Origin of the sequence: Pontimicrobium sp. SW4 (genome assembly GCF_039954625.1) — a bacterium.
In the GTDB taxonomy this organism is placed as follows: domain Bacteria; phylum Bacteroidota; class Bacteroidia; order Flavobacteriales; family Flavobacteriaceae; genus Pontimicrobium.
Genome location: NZ_CP157199.1, coordinates 989559 through 1004911 on the forward strand (window position 1 = coordinate 989559; position 15353 = coordinate 1004911).

14 protein-coding genes are annotated in these 15353 nt (G+C 31.2%); 4 read left to right on the forward strand and 10 right to left on the reverse strand.

Translation table 11 applies throughout. The annotated features are described in order from the left end of the window. Positions 1–76: 76 nt before the first annotated feature. Positions 77–781 carry a LytTR family DNA-binding domain-containing protein gene (locus ABGB03_RS04725; RefSeq protein WP_347925270.1) on the reverse strand — a complete coding sequence of 235 codons (705 nt, stop codon included), beginning with the start codon at positions 779–781 and terminating at the stop codon, positions 77–79. Next, complete coding sequence (locus ABGB03_RS04730; RefSeq protein WP_347925272.1) at positions 781–1557, reverse strand: histidine kinase; 777 nt, start codon at positions 1555–1557, stop codon at positions 781–783. Before ABGB03_RS04730 ends, ABGB03_RS04725 begins: the two co-directional genes overlap by 1 nt. A 503-nt stretch (positions 1558–2060) precedes the next feature. Between ABGB03_RS04730 and ABGB03_RS04735 the strand changes: the two genes are divergently transcribed. The 4 genes from ABGB03_RS04735 to ABGB03_RS04750 are packed head-to-tail and all read left to right on the forward strand — an operon-like array spanning position 2061 to position 5739. Further along, positions 2061–2513: a hypothetical protein gene (locus ABGB03_RS04735; RefSeq protein ID WP_347925274.1), complete on the forward strand. Its 453-nt coding sequence runs from the start codon at positions 2061–2063 to the stop codon at positions 2511–2513. A gap of 33 nt (positions 2514–2546) precedes the next feature. After that, on the forward strand, positions 2547–3131 hold the full coding sequence (locus tag ABGB03_RS04740) for a nuclear transport factor 2 family protein (protein ID WP_347925276.1): 585 nt from the start codon (positions 2547–2549) through the stop codon (positions 3129–3131). Continuing rightward, positions 3115–5295, forward strand: coding sequence for a DUF5916 domain-containing protein (locus ABGB03_RS04745; protein WP_347925277.1), 2181 nt, complete (start codon positions 3115–3117; stop codon positions 5293–5295). The genes ABGB03_RS04740 and ABGB03_RS04745 overlap by 17 nt, the downstream gene beginning before the upstream one ends. Positions 5296–5325: 30 nt before the next feature. Next, on the forward strand, positions 5326–5739 hold the full coding sequence (locus ABGB03_RS04750) for a nuclear transport factor 2 family protein (RefSeq protein WP_347925279.1): 414 nt from the start codon (positions 5326–5328) through the stop codon (positions 5737–5739). 53 nt (positions 5740–5792) lie between these two features. Here ABGB03_RS04750 and ABGB03_RS04755 read toward each other — a convergent pair whose 3' ends face one another. The 8 genes from ABGB03_RS04755 to ABGB03_RS04790 form a co-directional block, all read right to left on the reverse strand. Further along, entirely contained in the window at positions 5793–7595 is a 1803-nt protein-coding gene (locus ABGB03_RS04755) for an acyl-CoA dehydrogenase family protein (RefSeq protein ID WP_347925280.1), read from the reverse strand. A gap of 42 nt (positions 7596–7637) precedes the next feature. Continuing rightward, the gene (locus ABGB03_RS04760; protein ID WP_347925281.1) at positions 7638–7991 is read right to left on the reverse strand and encodes a four helix bundle protein; all 354 of its coding nucleotides are present in this window, start codon (positions 7989–7991) and stop codon (positions 7638–7640) included. Between the two features lie 36 nt (positions 7992–8027). Next, a complete protein-coding gene (locus ABGB03_RS04765; RefSeq protein WP_347925283.1) occupies positions 8028–9218 on the reverse strand; it encodes an acetyl-CoA C-acyltransferase in 1191 nt (396 codons plus the stop codon). A gap of 27 nt (positions 9219–9245) precedes the next feature. After that, a complete protein-coding gene (locus ABGB03_RS04770; RefSeq protein ID WP_347925284.1) occupies positions 9246–9605 on the reverse strand; it encodes a four helix bundle protein in 360 nt (119 codons plus the stop codon). A 45-nt stretch (positions 9606–9650) separates the two neighbouring features. After that, the gene (locus tag ABGB03_RS04775) at positions 9651–12059 is read right to left on the reverse strand and encodes a 3-hydroxyacyl-CoA dehydrogenase NAD-binding domain-containing protein (protein ID WP_347925286.1); all 2409 of its coding nucleotides are present in this window, start codon (positions 12057–12059) and stop codon (positions 9651–9653) included. After that, on the reverse strand, positions 12056–12511 hold the full coding sequence (locus ABGB03_RS04780) for a MarR family transcriptional regulator (RefSeq protein WP_347925288.1): 456 nt from the start codon (positions 12509–12511) through the stop codon (positions 12056–12058). The genes ABGB03_RS04775 and ABGB03_RS04780 overlap by 4 nt, the downstream gene beginning before the upstream one ends. Positions 12512–12655: 144 nt before the next feature. Then, positions 12656–14428 (reverse strand): AMP-binding protein, encoded by a 1773-nt coding sequence (locus ABGB03_RS04785; RefSeq protein ID WP_347925289.1) that lies wholly within the window; start codon positions 14426–14428, stop codon positions 12656–12658. A gap of 120 nt (positions 14429–14548) precedes the next feature. After that, on the reverse strand, positions 14549–15286 hold the full coding sequence (locus tag ABGB03_RS04790) for a pentapeptide repeat-containing protein (protein WP_347925291.1): 738 nt from the start codon (positions 15284–15286) through the stop codon (positions 14549–14551). Positions 15287–15353: the final 67 nt, after the last annotated feature.

Consider the following 15353-nt stretch of genomic DNA (forward strand, 5'->3'; position numbering starts at 1 on the left):
CTTAGTAAATAAGCTTGTTAAGTGTTTATACTAATTTCAATCTAGATTTAGCAATAAGAGTATAAATTATCATCGTTTAGATTTCAAGCATTTTTCTAATATTGGTTTTATAGCTTTCTCCTAACGGAATTTCTATAGCATTAATCTCAATATCATTCTTTGTATATGCTGTAATTTTATTGCGGTTTATTATGTAAGAACGATGAATACGTATGAAGCGATTGTCTAATTCTTTTTCGAAAGCAGAAATACTAAATTTTACAGTATGAGATTCATTAGCTAAATGAATTTTCACATAATCTTTTAAGCTTTCTATGTATAAAATATCGCTAAAAACAATTTTTATTTTTTTTCTATTTTTAGTTACAAAAATATAATTTTCCTCAAGGTTAGTTGAAGTTATAGTAAATTCTTTAGTAACTGTATCTTGTTGATCTTTAAATTTTTCAATAGCTCTAAAAAAACGAGAAAAATTAATAGGCTTAAGTAAGTAATCTACAGCATTTAGTTCAAAGCCATCCAAAGCATAATCTCGATACGCAGTTGTAAAAATTACTTTAGGCTTTTGAATTAGATTTTTAAAGAATTCAGTGCCGCTTAGTACTGGCATTTCAATATCTAAAAAGAGTAAATCTATAGTTTGTTGTTGTAGAATAGAACTTGCTTCAATAGCACTTCCACAAGAGGCTACTAATTCAAAATCAGTTAATTGAGATAGGTGAGTTTCTATTAATTCTCTAGCTAATTCTTCATCATCAATAATTAAACATTTGTAAATCATTATTTAGCTAGTAATTTTAAAGTTACTTTATAGAATTCCTTAGTGTTTTCAATATCCAAAAAATAATTATTTAAGTATAATAAATCTAGTTGTTTTTTTACATTTTTTAGACCAATACAATCTTTAGTGTTTTTATCTACTTTAGTTTTTGATTTCGAGTTTTCTATATAAAAAATAATTTGTTTTCCTTCAAGGCTAATTTTTATTGTTATAAAAGCTTCTTTTAATTCCTGACTTACACCATGTTTAAAAGCATTTTCAATAAAGGTTAATAATAATAAAGGGGCAATTTTTACATCTTGTTGAATATCTTTTTCAAAAGAAATCTGAACGCGTTTTCCATATCTGACTTTTTCTAAAGAAAGATAGTTTTCAATAAGTTCAATTTCTTTTTGAAGTGAAACGTAAGTATCATTGCATCGATATAACATATAATCTAAAATATCAGATAATTTATCAATTACTTCTGGAGTTTGATCTGATTTTTTAATAGCTAACGCATAAATGTTATTTAAGGTATTAAATAAAAAATGTGGATTTAATTGATGTTTTAAAGCAGTTAACTCTGCTGTTTTCTTCTGTTCATTTACTTTTAAAAGCCTCTGTTGATTATTATAAAAACGAGCCATTAATAGTAAAGCTGTTGGCGTTAAAAATTTAATGGACTTACTTAAAAAAACAGAAAAAGAAGTAAGTCTTTCCCAAAATGAATCTTCAGCATATTTTTTTGCCAGTTCATCATAGTACTGAATATATTTTGGTTCGTAGAAATACATGTGTAGCGTAACATATAAAAAAAACATAACAACCAATAAAATGGTTAACCAAAATATAAATTGAATGTTTTTTTTGGTATCTAAAAATTTTGGAATCAACACATATAAACAAATATAAGCCGTGATTATTTGCGGGATTATAATTTTACAAGTAGAATGAAATAACTGGAGATAGCCCCCTTCAAAATTGGTAATATTTGAAGAAAACATAAAGTATAGAAAAACGCACACCCAAAACAAAAATTGCTTAAGAAATGTAGCCTTATAGAGATTATATTTTATCCTAAAACGATTCATATGAAATAGCTAAAATACAATTATACAGTCTATTAGTGTTCAATAGTCGCTAAAATAGCTATTTATGATGCCGAACAGAACTCCTATGATGATTAATTGTATAATTGCCTAAAACACCCTTTCTATTGGTATTCATCAATTACTCGTCTATTTATCTAAAATGATATATGTATCACTAATACTTTTGAACCAAAATACTCTTAAATATGAAGAATTTAACTTTTACTTTACTATTAAGTCTTATTTCAATAGCTGCTTTTGCACAGAAAACTGATATAAGTTCTGAGAAACAAATTATAGAGACAGATTTTTCAGATCGTCAAGCCATAATTGCGACCATTAAAAATTTTTATATAGGGGATCATACAGGAAGTATAAAACATAAAAAACTTTCCATGCATGAAAAAGGGGCTTACAGATATGTAAATAAAGAAGGGGAATATGTAGAAAGTAAATTTCAATTAGATTCAAGTAATGCAGATCTAAATTACAAAGAAGAGCTATTGAGTATCGAAATTTACGATAAAATTGCCTTTGCCAGACTTCGGCTAGATCAATTTCACTCTAAAATTCCTGAATATAAATTAATGATACTTCATAAGGTTAATGACGAATGGAAAATCACTAGCATTAATTGGGGTTACGGAATCAAGCAGTAAGATAAATAACAATTAAAAATAGAAAATAATACTATGAAACCCTTGCTTTATATAATGTCTTTGTTGTCATTTTTATCAGTCTTTTCGCAAACTAGTAAAAGTAATGACAAACTAGATGAACAACAATTGCTTATTGATATTTATGGAAATAAAAATTCTAAAAAAGTCATTAACTATGATAAAAGCTTTATAAGTGAATCTAAATTTTTTCACGAAAGTTTAGGTAAAAAGAGTCTCACACCATTATCCGATAAAGAAAAAATTGAGTTTACACTTAAAAATTATATCAAAGGCAGTTCCTACAATAATCTTGAACAGTTAGAAAGTGCATTTACAAAAAATGCCACATTGTATTTAACAGGAAAAGATGGTTTTAAAAGATATACGCCAAAAGAATATGTTGCTTTTTTTAAAGAAAATAAAGTAGGTGAATTTAATGGTCGCTATGGAAAAGTACTGTCGATAGAGGTAGTAAAAGATATTGCAACTGCTAAAGTTGAAATTTCAATACCAGAAAGGAAAATGATTTATATTGATTTATTTCTACTGAAAAAATTTGAGAATGATTGGAAAATAATTAGTAAAACAGCAACTAGAATTGATGAGAAAGAAGATTAATAAATTTAAAATAGCACTTCTTTTTAATGTGTTTTTTATAACAACAAGTGTATTTGCACAAACACCCACTATTACTTATGCAGATACTAAAATTGAAGTAGATGGAAAATTAAATGAAGCCGTTTGGAAGCAAATACAAGAACACTCTGGTTTTTATAATTATGCACCAACGGATATTGGTTTGGCAGAAAATCAAACCTCAGTAAAACTATTTCACAATGGGGAATATTTATATGTTAGTCTAATTTATAATGATACTACAGTAAAAACCCAAGTTAGTTCTTTAAAACGAGATGTACCTATTGGATTGAGTGATGGATTTGCTATGGTTTTAGACACACAAAATCAAGAGCAAAATGCCTATTATTTTTCAGTAAATAGTTATAGTACACAAATAGATGGTATTGTAGAGCGTATTAATGAAGGGTATGACTTTAGTACGAGTTGGAGCACAATATGGAAAGCTAAGGCTTTTTTAAATGGTTCAAGAAAACAATATGAAATAGCTATTCCGTTAAAATCTTTAAACTTTAATAAAAACAATACTGTTTTTGGAGTTCAGTTTTATGTAAGAAATATTAAAACGAACTCGTGGACTATCTTAAAAAACGTAAAACGTAATTACCGTCTCTTTGACTTACGTTTTACAGAAAAGTTTACAGTTGAAAATTTACCAGAAATATCAACTTCACGTTTTACAGCAACTCCATCTTTAACGGTTAATTACCAAAATGATGTTAAAAATAATACAAGTACCACTGATTTTAAACCTAGTTTAGATGTACAATATAATATAACGTCATCATTAAAATTAGATACAACTATTAACCCAGATTTTTCGCAGGTTGATGTTGACCAACAAGTAACTAATTTAACTCGATTTTCTATTTTTTTTCCTGAAAGGCGTAACTTTTTTCTAGAAAATGCCGATTTATTTTCCAATTTAGGTGTTGATGGTGTAAATCCGTTTTACTCTAGACGTATTGGAGCGAATAATCCAATTGAATTTGGATTAAAACTGTCAGGAAATATATCACCAAAAACAAGAATTGGTATTTTAAACGTGCAAACTGATACAGAAAACATGGTTGTTTCTCAAAATTATGGAGCTTTAGTTGCAGAACAACAAATTTCTAAAAATTTTACAGCCATAGGATATTTAATAAATCGACAAGAAACTGATGGTTTTGAGTTTAAGAATGATTACAATAGAGTTACAGGACTAAATGTGAACTACAAATCAGACAATAATAAATGGATTGGTCTAGCAAATTTTGGTAAAAGCTTTAATGACGGAATTTCAGTAGATAATAGTTTTTACAATGCTGGAATTTGGTTTAATAAAAGAGGCTTAAATTGGAATGCAGCAATAAAAAATGTAGGTAAAAATTACATTACTGATGTTGGCTTTACACCACGCTTGTATAATTATGATGCAATAAATGATATCGTAATTAGAGAAGGTTATACACAAACTACTGTAGGAGCTAGTCATGAAAAGTTTTATGAAAAATCTAAAACGCTTAACTCTGTTAGATATCTAAATTATAATAATAACACCTATTTTGATAAAAGTGGTACTATAAGCCAATCATCACATTTTTTTAATGGAGCAGTGTTTTTTAAGGACTTGTCATCTATCTATTATGTGTATACCCAAGATTATGTAGACTTAAAATATAGTTTTAACCCATTAAGAAATGGTAATGCTTTAGCTCCAGGAGAGTATAATTTTGGAATTTTAAAAGTAGGATATAACTCAGCAAATAATCAAAAATTTCGTTATCAAGTCAATGCACAAAAAGGTAATTATTATGGAGGAAGTAGAGTAGCAGCTGGAGCATATTTAAACTATCAATTATTGCCTTATGCAAATCTTCAATTAAATTACGATGTCAATAAAATTGATTTAAACTTATTGGGTAAAGAAGCATTTCATTTAACTCGCTTTACAGGAGAAGTGTTTTTTAATAATCGATTAAATTGGACTACTTATGTACAATACAATACACAGCGAGACAATTTTAACATTAGCAGTCGTTTACAGTGGGAGTATAAGCCATTATCTTATGTCTATTTTGTAATAACAGATAACTTTAGTAAAAATATTCATAGAAAAGATTGGGGAATTGCTTTTAAAATGAACTATCGATTAGATTTTTAATAACTTTAGGGAAAATAAACATCAATTAAAATGAAAAAAACTTTATTACTTCTCGCAATTTTTTTAGGAATATTATCAGCAAATGCACAAACAGAAACTGAAAAAATAAACAAACCTTTAATGGATTATATTGAAGGAACAGCCAATGGAGAACCAGATAGATTGAAACGTGCTTTTCATCCAGATTTTAATTTGTATTTTGTAAAAAATGACTCTGTTAATATATGGTCTGGTAAAGGATACATCTCTAATGTAAAACAAGGAAAGAAAAGCAATCGTATTGGAAAAATAGTATCTGTAGATTACGAAAATGATGCAGCTATTGCAAAAATTGAAATAGATATGCCAGATAGAAAACGTCTTTATACAGATTATCTAATGTTATTAAATGTAAAAGGAGAATGGAAGATTATTCATAAATCTTTTACATTTGTAGAATACTAAAACAATAAAAAACGCCTCAATTAAGAGGCGTTTTTATCCAACCAACCAAAAGTCTAAAAACAATATTTGTTTTCAGCTTTAACTTTTTCAGCAATTTCGTTACGTAAATCCACTATATCAGGATAGTTTGTATACTTAGTAAATCGCTTCAATCCCATAAGCAACATTCTTTGTTCGTCACCTTCAGCAAATGAGATAATGCTTTCTTTTCCTTTTTCTTCTATTATATCCACAGCGTGGTATAAGTATAATTTAGACATTGCTATTTGTACAGATTGAGCTTCTTTTCCAAAACGTTTTGCGTTCTTTTCTGTTCTTAAAATTGCAGATTCGGCCATGTAAATTTCAATTAAGATATCTGCTGCTGCAATCAATAATTGTTGATGTGCTTCTAGGTCTGGACCAAATTTTTGCACAGCACCACCAGCAACCATTAAGAAGGTTTTTTTAAGTTTCTTAATCATCTCTTTTTCTTCTGAAAATAGTTCAGAATAATCTGGTGTATCAAAAGATGGTATTCCCATTAATTCTTCTTGAACAGATTGTGCAGGACTTAGTAAGTCAACATGACCTTTCATAGCTTTTTTAACCAACATACCAACACAAAGCATTCTGTTAATTTCATTCGTTCCCTCGTAAATACGTGCTATACGCGCATCTCTCCAAGCAGCTTCCATTGGCGTTTCCTCAGAGAATCCCATACCTCCGTAAATTTGTATACCTTCGTCTGCACAGTTTTGTACATCTTCAGAAACAGCAACTTTTAAGATAGAACATTCAATAGCATATTCTTCAACACCTTTTAACTCTGCTTCTTGATGTGAGTTGCCAGCAGCTTCACGTAATGCTATTCTATCTTCAATATTTTTTGCAGCTCTATATGTTGCAGATTCACCTGCATAAGCACTTGTAGCCATTTCTGCTATTTTTACTTTAATAGCACCAAACTCAGATATTGGTGTTTTGAATTGCTTACGTTCATTGGCATATTGTACACCTAATGATGTGATGCGTCTTTGAGAATCTAAACAAGCAGCAGCTAATTTTATACGACCAACATTTAGAGCATTCATAGCTATTTTAAAGCCATTTCCTCTTTCAGATAGCATGTTTTCAACAGGAACTATAGTATCGTTAAAAAATACTTGTCTAGTTGATGAAGCACGAATACCTAATTTATGTTCTTCTTCACCTAGCGTAATACCGTTGGGATTATCTTTATCATACTCTACAATGAAACCTGTAATATTTTTGTCATCCTTAATTCTTGCAAACACAATCATTAAACGACAGAATCCTGCGTTTGAAATCCACATTTTCTGTCCGTTAATCTTATAAGATTTTCCATCTTCAGAAAGCGTTGCAGTTGTTTTACCAGAATTGGCATCACTACCTGCTCCAGGTTCTGTTAAGCAATAAGCCCCAAACCATTCACCAGAAGCTAATTTTGGCACATATTTTTGTTTTTGCTCTTCGGTACCATATAATGTAATTGGTAAAGTTCCTATTCCAGTGTGTGCACCAAATGCTGTACTAAATGAACCAGTACCAGATGATATATAATCACAGGTTAAGCATGTAGATACAAATCCCATTCCTAAGCCACCATAGGCTTCAGGGACTGCTACACTAAGAAATCCAAGTTCTCCAGCTTTTTGCATACATTCTTCAGTCAATGCATAATCTTTAGCTTCAAATCGTGCTTTATGAGGAATAATTTCACGGTCGTTAAATTCTATAACCGCTTCTTTCATCATGTTTTGTTCTTCTGAAAAGTCTTCAGGAGTAAAAACGTCTTCACAATTAGTTTCTTTTACTAGAAACTGACCTCCTCTTAATAATTCTTTTTCTTCCATTCTATTTTAAGATTAATAGATTCAAGAATCAAGATTCAAGACTTATAGTTTAAGTCCAGATTGAAAACCTGAAATCATTTTTTGTATTTGTTTTATTTTTTCTTCTAATTCTTTGAATTTTTCTTCTGATAGATAACCTTCATTAAATGCAATTATTAATTGGGTTTCCCATTCAAAAGCAGAACCTAAACTATCTTCAAGATATTTATTGAAATGTTTGTCTGTGCTTTTACTAGAACCTTCAGCTATATTTGAAGGAATTGAAACTGCACATCGATTCATTTGAGTTGATAATCCAAATTTTTCAAAATCTGGAAAAGTTCGTGTTAGTTTATAAGATTCTGAAACTAACTCCATACTAACAATCCATATTTTTAGTTTTTTGAAATTATGCATTTAAGTCTTGTCTCTTGGTTCTTATTGTCCTTGTTCTTAATTAAGAAATTCAAATATTCCGCAAGCACCTTGCCCAGTTCCCACACACATGGTTACAGCACCATATTTACCTTTCATATTGCGCTTTCTCATTTCATCAAATAACTGAACAGATAATTTTGCTCCAGTACAACCAAGAGGATGACCGAGAGCAATCGCTCCACCATTTACATTAATAATATCAGGATTAAGATTAAGTTCTCTAATTACGGCTAGAGACTGAGAAGCAAAGGCTTCATTTAACTCTATTAATTCTAAATCATCTTGTTGTAATCCAGCTTGTTTAAGTGCTTTTGGGATGGCCTTTACAGGTCCAATTCCCATGATACGAGGTTCAACACCAGCAGCAGCATAGTTTACTAAGCGAGCAATTGGTTCAAGGTTAAATTCCTTTACCATGTCTTCACTCATTATCATTACAAAAGCAGCGCCATCGCTCATTTGAGAAGAGTTTCCAGCTGTTACACTACCTCCTTGAGCAAATACAGGACGAAGTTTAGCCAAGGCTTCAAGATTTGTTCCTTTACGAGGCCCTTCATCTTTAGTCACCGTGTATTTTTTTGTTGCTTTCTTTCCGTTATCATCTATGTATATTTGCTCTACATCAATAGGAACAATTTGGTCTTGAAAACGGTTTTCCGCCTGCGCTTTTAAGGCTTTCATGTGTGAATTAAAAGCAAACTCATCTTGGTCTTCACGAGACACTTTAAATTGATTAGCAACTGCTTCAGCAGTATTTCCCATTCCCCAATAATAATCTTCGTGACCTGCTTTTACTGTATCATAATTTAATTCTGGTTTAAACCCTGTCATTGGTACAGCACTCATACTTTCTGCACCTCCAGCAATAATACAATCTGCCATTCCTGCTTGAATTTTTGCAGTTGCAATACCAATGGTTTCTATGCCTGAAGCACAAAATCGATTAACGGTAACTCCAGGAACATCAACACTATTTAATCCGATTAATGAAATAAATCGTGCCATATTTAATCCTTGGGAACCTTCAGGCATTGCGTTACCAACAATAACGTCATCAATCCTGGTTTTATCGAAATCTGGTAATTCCTTCATCATGTGCTGAATGGTTTCAGCTGCTAATTCATCGGTTCTTTTAAAACGGAACACACCTTTTGGTGCTTTGCCAACGGCAGTTCTATATGCTTTTACTATATATGCTTGTTTCATTTAATTATAGTATTGAGTAATGAGGTTTTAGTATTGAGGTTTTAATTTCTGTTGAAATGAATAATTCATTTTCTGAATCTCAATACATACATCAATTACTGGTTGTATTTTTTCTTTTGCTATTAAATTTAATTCTATTAATAAGATGAGTTGAGTTTGAAGTTCATAAGCTGAACCATTTGCAATGCTTAAAAAATGCTTAAATTCTTTTTGAGAATTTCTTCCAGCTCCTTCAGCAATATTTGAAGGAATAGAAGTAGCACTTCGTTTTATTTGAGATGTTAAGCCAAATTTTTCATCAGAAGGTAAATCTGTAGCAAGAATATATACAGCTTTAGTCAATTCGATTGACTTTCTCCATATTTTTAAATCTTCTACTTTGTGCATAACTTTCTAAATACTCAATTCTAAAATCTCAATACTAGCAACTAATTAGTTGCGAAGCGGTTTACCAGTTTTTAACATGTGCTGAATACGTTCCAATGTTTTTCGCTCTGTACAAAGTGATAGAAAGGCTTCACGTTCTATATCTAATAAGTATTGCTCGCTAACTAATGTAGGTTCAGATAAATCTCCTCCAGCCATTACATAAGCGAGTTTATTGGCAATTTTTTGGTCATGTTCACTAATGTAATTTGCAGCTTCCATAGAATCCGTTCCTACTAAAAACATACCAAGAGCTTGTTTTCCAAGGACTTTAATATCTTTACGTTTTACAGGTTGTGTATATCCAGCGTCAGCTAATAATCTTGCATGAGCTTTAGCTGTAGCAATTTGTCTGTCCTTATTAACTACCACTACATCTTTTCCTTTTTGTAAAACACCCATATCAAAGGCTTCATAGGCTGATGTAGCTACTTTTGCCATACCAATTGTTAAAAAATATTCTTGTAGGATGTTTAATTCTACATCTCCTTTTCTAAAGGTGTCTTGAGCTCGTAATGCCATTTCTTTTGAACCACCACCACCAGGAATGACTCCTACTCCAAACTCTACAAGACCAATATAAGTTTCGGCAGCCGCGACAACTTTATCTGCATGCATTGATAGTTCGCATCCACCACCTAATGCCATTCCATGTGGTGCAGCAATAGTTGGAATAGAGGAGTAGCGCATACGCATCATGGTATCTTGAAAATATTTGATAGCCATATTTAACTCATCGTATTCTTGCTCTACAGCCATCATGAAAATCATACCAATATTGGCTCCAACTGAGAAGTTTGCACCTTGATTTCCAATGACCAAGCCATCGAAGTCTTTTTCTGCTAAATCAACCGCTTTGTTCAATCCTGCAAGAACATCACCTCCAATGGTATTCATTTTAGATTGGAATTCGCAGTTTAAGATTCCATCGCCTAAATCTTCAATAACAACTCCCGAGTTTTTAAATACTTCATTCGATTTTCTGATATTATCTAGAATAATGAATGCATCTTGTCCAGGAATTTTTTCTTGAGATTTTTTCGGAATAGCATAAGCATAAGTTGCACCATCTTTTACTGTATAGAATGAAGAGTTTCCTGATGCTAACATACCATCTACCCAGGCTGCAGGTTTTTTACCTTCAGCTTTCATAATTTCGATCCCTTTTTCAACTCCAATAGCATCCCAAATCTGGAAAGGTCCGTGTTCCCAACCAAATCCAGCTTTCATGGCATCATCAATTTTGTATAACTCGTCAGTGATTTCAGGAATTCTGTTCGATACATATTCAAACATAGCAGCAAAGTTTTTTCTATAGAATTCACCAGCTTTATCTTTTCCTGAAACTAAAATTGGAAAACGGTCAATAACTTTATCGACTGTTTTAGTAAGTTCTAAAGTAGCGAAAGAAGCTCTTTTTTTAGAACGATATTCTAATGTGTCTAAATCTAAAGACAAGATTTCACTTTTACCACTATCTCCTTTTACTTTTTTGTAGAACCCTTGACCAGTTTTACTCCCTAACCATTTATTTTCCATAATTGTGTTGATAAATTCAGGCAGTTTGAACAGCTCATGAGCTTCATCATCTGGACAGTTGTCGTAAATACCGTTAGCAACATGAACTAAAGTATCTAATCCAACAACATCAACAGTTCTGAAGGTTGCCGATTTTGGACGACCAATAACAGGACCTGTTAATTTATCAACTTCCTCAACTGTTAATCCTAACTCCTTTACTTGATGGAATAGTGATTGTATTCCGAAGATTCCAATTCTATTTCCAATAAAAGCAGGAGTGTCTTTGGCAACTACTGATGTTTTACCTAGGAATTTTTCACCATATTCATTTAAGAACTCTAATACTTCATTAGAGGTTTTTGGGCCTGGTATGATTTCGAATAATTTTAAATAGCGAGCAGGATTGAAAAAGTGTGTTCCACAAAAGTGTTTTTGGAAATCTTCACTTCGTCCTTCACTCATAAACTTAATAGGAATACCAGAAGTGTTTGATGTAATTAGCGTTCCTGGAGCTCTGTGTTTGTCCAAATTTTCAAATACTAATTTCTTAATATCTAAACGCTCTACAACTACTTCGATAATCCAATCGACATCTTTTACTTTCGCTACATCGTCTTCTAAATTTCCAGTAGTAATACGACTCGCAAATTTTTGATGATAAATAGGAGATGGTTTAGATTTTAAAGAAGAGTTTAATGAATCGTTCACTAAACGATTTCTAACTATTTTATTTTCAAGAGTTAATCCTTTTGATTTTTCTGCTTCCGTAAGTTCTCTAGGAACAATATCGAGCAGTAAAACATCAACACCAATATTGGCAAAGTGGCAAGCAATACCACTTCCCATAATACCAGAACCAATGACGGCTACTTTTTTTATTCTACGTTTACTCATTTTAGGATATCTTCTTTTTGATTATATATTCTTTTATTTGAAATCATTTCATTTATGATTTCTGCGACTTCATAAAAGTGTTTCATTTTCTCTTCGGATACTTGGTCTCTAATAGTATTATTAAATGTAAGCACACGTTCACGAGAATATTCTCTTTTCTCACGACCAAACTCGGTAAGGTGAATTAGAACACCACGTCCATCTTGTGGGTTGGGTCTTCGCTCTATAACACCACGTCCTTCCATATTTTTTAAAATTCTCGACAAACTTGTTGCTTCCATTCCCATTTTTGGTCCTAAAGCAGTAGATGGTGTACCACTGATAGGGTCTATACTTAGAAGTGTGAACGCTATTGCCATGGTTGCATCAAATTTTGATGCCTCTTCGTTGTACATTTTTTGAACAGCTAACCAAGTGGTTCTTAATACGTAATCTATTGTTTTTTCTTTCATATTAAATAGTGAAAGACCAAATATAATAAATAATACTATGCATGCATAGTAAATTATTAAAAAATTATGCATGCATAGTAAAATATATTACTAAAGTTTATCAATTGGAAATAAAAAGTTCCGATAAAAAGGAGCTTTTATTAATTAAGAGCGGTATATTTTTTCGATAAGGTGTCCGTATTTTTCTTTAATCACCTTTCGTTTCATTTTCATAGTAGGAGTAAGATGACCTTCATCTATAGACCAAATTTCTGGAGTTAATTCAAACTTTTTAATCTGTTCCCATTTGCCAAATTTGGTGTTTGCATAGTCAATTTCCTCTTGTATTCTATCTCGCAACTTTTGATTAGCTGCAACATCTTCTTTAGAATTAAAAGTAATATCATGACGTTTTGCCCATTCTTCAATAAATTCAAAATTTGGTTGAATTAACGCAGCTGGCATTTTTTCGCCTTCTCCGATAACCATAATCTGTTCTATAAAACGTGATTGTTTAAATTGATTTTCTATAAGTGCAGGAGCCACATATTTTCCACCTGAGGTTTTAAACATTTCTTTTTTACGGTCTGTAATTTTTAGGAAACCATCTTCACAAATTTCACCAATATCTCCAGTGTGGAAATACTCTCCAGACATGACTTCGTTGGTTTTTTCTTGATCTTTGTAATAGCCTTGCATTACGTTTGGTCCTTTTACTAAAATTTCACCATCTTCAGCAATTTTCACTTCTACGTTGTGAATCACTCTTCCTACTGTACCAACTCTAAAGCCTCCATTTCGTTGATCATTTACTGAAACAACAGGAGAAGTTTCAGTTAAGCCATACCCTTCCATAATTGGCATTCCAGCTGCAGCAAAAATTCTTGTTAGTCTTGGTTGTAAAGCTGCACTACCAGAGACCATTAAGTCTAAATTACCTCCTAAGCCTTCTTTCCATTTGCTAAATATTAGTTTTCTAGCTAATGCTAACTTCTTTTCGTAAAACCAACCATTTGCACCATAAGGCTCATACCTCAAACCTACTTTTACAGCCCAAAAGAATAGTGCTTTTTTTATTCCAGATAGATCCGTTCCTTTAGCTATAATTTTATCATAGACTTTTTCATAAAGTCTAGGAACAGCTGTCATCACATTTGGTTTTATTTCTTTTAAATTGTCACTCATTTGTTCTATAGATTCAGCAAAATATACTTCAACGCCACAGTATTGGTATAAGTAGAGAATCATACGTTCAAATACATGACATACAGGGAGGAAACTTAGGGATTTTGATTGCCCATAATCAAAAGGGACTCTCTTTTCACTATCTAAAACGTTTGATACTAAATTATTATGTGATAGCATGACACCCTTTGGTTTTCCTGTGGTTCCTGAGGTATAAATGAGTGTTGCTAAATCATCTGGAGTTACATTGTTTTTTCTGTTTTCTACTTCATCTTGGTTGCTTACATCCTTTCCAATCTTTAGAACTTCTTTCCAGTTTTTTTCACCTTTAATATCATCAAAGGTAAATACCTCTTTTAACTTAGTATTTCCTTTTATGGCATTTAATTTATCAATAATTTCTTTATCTGAAACAAAACAATAAATAGCTTCGGAATGATTTAATATATATTCATAATCTTCTTTGCCAATGGTAGGATAAATTGGTACGTTTTGAGCTCCAACTTGTAGAATACCTATGTCTACAACATTCCATTCAGTTCTATTGGTTGAAGAAATTACTGCAATTTTATCATTTGGTTTTACACCTAATTTTAGTAAGCCTCTACTTATAGTATTTGCTAAATCAATATATTCTTGTGTAGAAGTCGATTTCCATTTACCGTCATATTTTGTAGTAAATGCTCTTTCTAAATTATAAGTTTCTAGTTGATAATATGGAAAATCAAAAATCCTTGATATTTGTATTGACATGCTTTTAATAATTTAGAAGTATGGAAATGTATAAAAATTAAACAAGATTTTAAAGTAAAGACATAAAAAAAAGGAATCGATAGGTTTTCGATTCCTTTTTTTTGATTTTTTTGATTGATGTTAATTTTTACTGTCTAAGAGGTACTTACTAAAACCTTTACCATTAATTTTAGTATACTTAGAATCAATATTATCAGCAACCGTCATGTTCTTAATATCAAATTCGCCACTTACTTTGGTATATTTTATGTCAAGGTCATCTTGAAATTTAGCATTATTAAAGGAAACACCATCTCTAAATTGTGAATATTTAAATATCGCGTCTTCATCAAAAGTAGTATTTGCAAAGCTTACATTTTGGTCAAATTTAGCATACTTAAACGTTGTTATATCACTGAATTTTGAGCCACTAAAATCTGCATTACGTTCAAAATCGGAATACTTAAATAAGGCTTCACCCTTAAAAGTACAATTAGTAAATTTTACATCATTTTCAAAGTTTGCTACAAAGGTGTATTCAGAGTCTTCATCATGATAATAAGCATACACATTATCTTCAAATGTACAATTGGTAAAAGATACTGAGCTTTCAATTTGTTCTTTCACAGAATTACTTCCACCATTTTTCCACCATTTTTTTCTTTTTGGTAAGTCAGGAAGTTTCTCATTCATAAAAGTCATGTCTAATGTTCCAGTAATGGAAACATTATCATAAGAGACTGTTTTGCCCATTTTAATAGCTCTCATAATATCACTTGCTTTTACTGTTTGCTGAGCAAAGGCATTAGTTGAGAAAATAAATGCAAATAAAATTAGAGATACAACTGTTCGTTTTTTGATTGAGTGATTGATTGTCATAATATAAAGTTTATAGTATTATAGACTATACTTTTTATTGAATGTTACAGTTTCTAATCAAAAAAGT

Coding starts and splice junctions, on each gene's coding strand:
- ABGB03_RS04725 (WP_347925270.1), bottom strand. CDS start 781: ATGATTTACAAATGTTTAATTATTGATGATGAAGAATTAGCTAGAGAA.
- ABGB03_RS04730 (WP_347925272.1), bottom strand. CDS start 1,557: ATGTATTTCTACGAACCAAAATATATTCAGTACTATGATGAACTGGCA.
- ABGB03_RS04735 (WP_347925274.1), top strand. CDS start 2,061: ATGAAGAATTTAACTTTTACTTTACTATTAAGTCTTATTTCAATAGCT.
- ABGB03_RS04740 (WP_347925276.1), top strand. CDS start 2,547: ATGAAACCCTTGCTTTATATAATGTCTTTGTTGTCATTTTTATCAGTC.
- ABGB03_RS04745 (WP_347925277.1), top strand. CDS start 3,115: ATGAGAAAGAAGATTAATAAATTTAAAATAGCACTTCTTTTTAATGTG.
- ABGB03_RS04750 (WP_347925279.1), top strand. CDS start 5,326: ATGAAAAAAACTTTATTACTTCTCGCAATTTTTTTAGGAATATTATCA.
- ABGB03_RS04755 (WP_347925280.1), bottom strand. CDS start 7,595: ATGGAAGAAAAAGAATTATTAAGAGGAGGTCAGTTTCTAGTAAAAGAA.
- ABGB03_RS04760 (WP_347925281.1), bottom strand. CDS start 7,991: ATGCATAATTTCAAAAAACTAAAAATATGGATTGTTAGTATGGAGTTA.
- ABGB03_RS04765 (WP_347925283.1), bottom strand. CDS start 9,218: ATGAAACAAGCATATATAGTAAAAGCATATAGAACTGCCGTTGGCAAA.
- ABGB03_RS04770 (WP_347925284.1), bottom strand. CDS start 9,605: ATGCACAAAGTAGAAGATTTAAAAATATGGAGAAAGTCAATCGAATTG.
- ABGB03_RS04775 (WP_347925286.1), bottom strand. CDS start 12,059: ATGAGTAAACGTAGAATAAAAAAAGTAGCCGTCATTGGTTCTGGTATT.
- ABGB03_RS04780 (WP_347925288.1), bottom strand. CDS start 12,511: ATGAAAGAAAAAACAATAGATTACGTATTAAGAACCACTTGGTTAGCT.
- ABGB03_RS04785 (WP_347925289.1), bottom strand. CDS start 14,428: ATGTCAATACAAATATCAAGGATTTTTGATTTTCCATATTATCAACTA.
- ABGB03_RS04790 (WP_347925291.1), bottom strand. CDS start 15,286: ATGACAATCAATCACTCAATCAAAAAACGAACAGTTGTATCTCTAATT.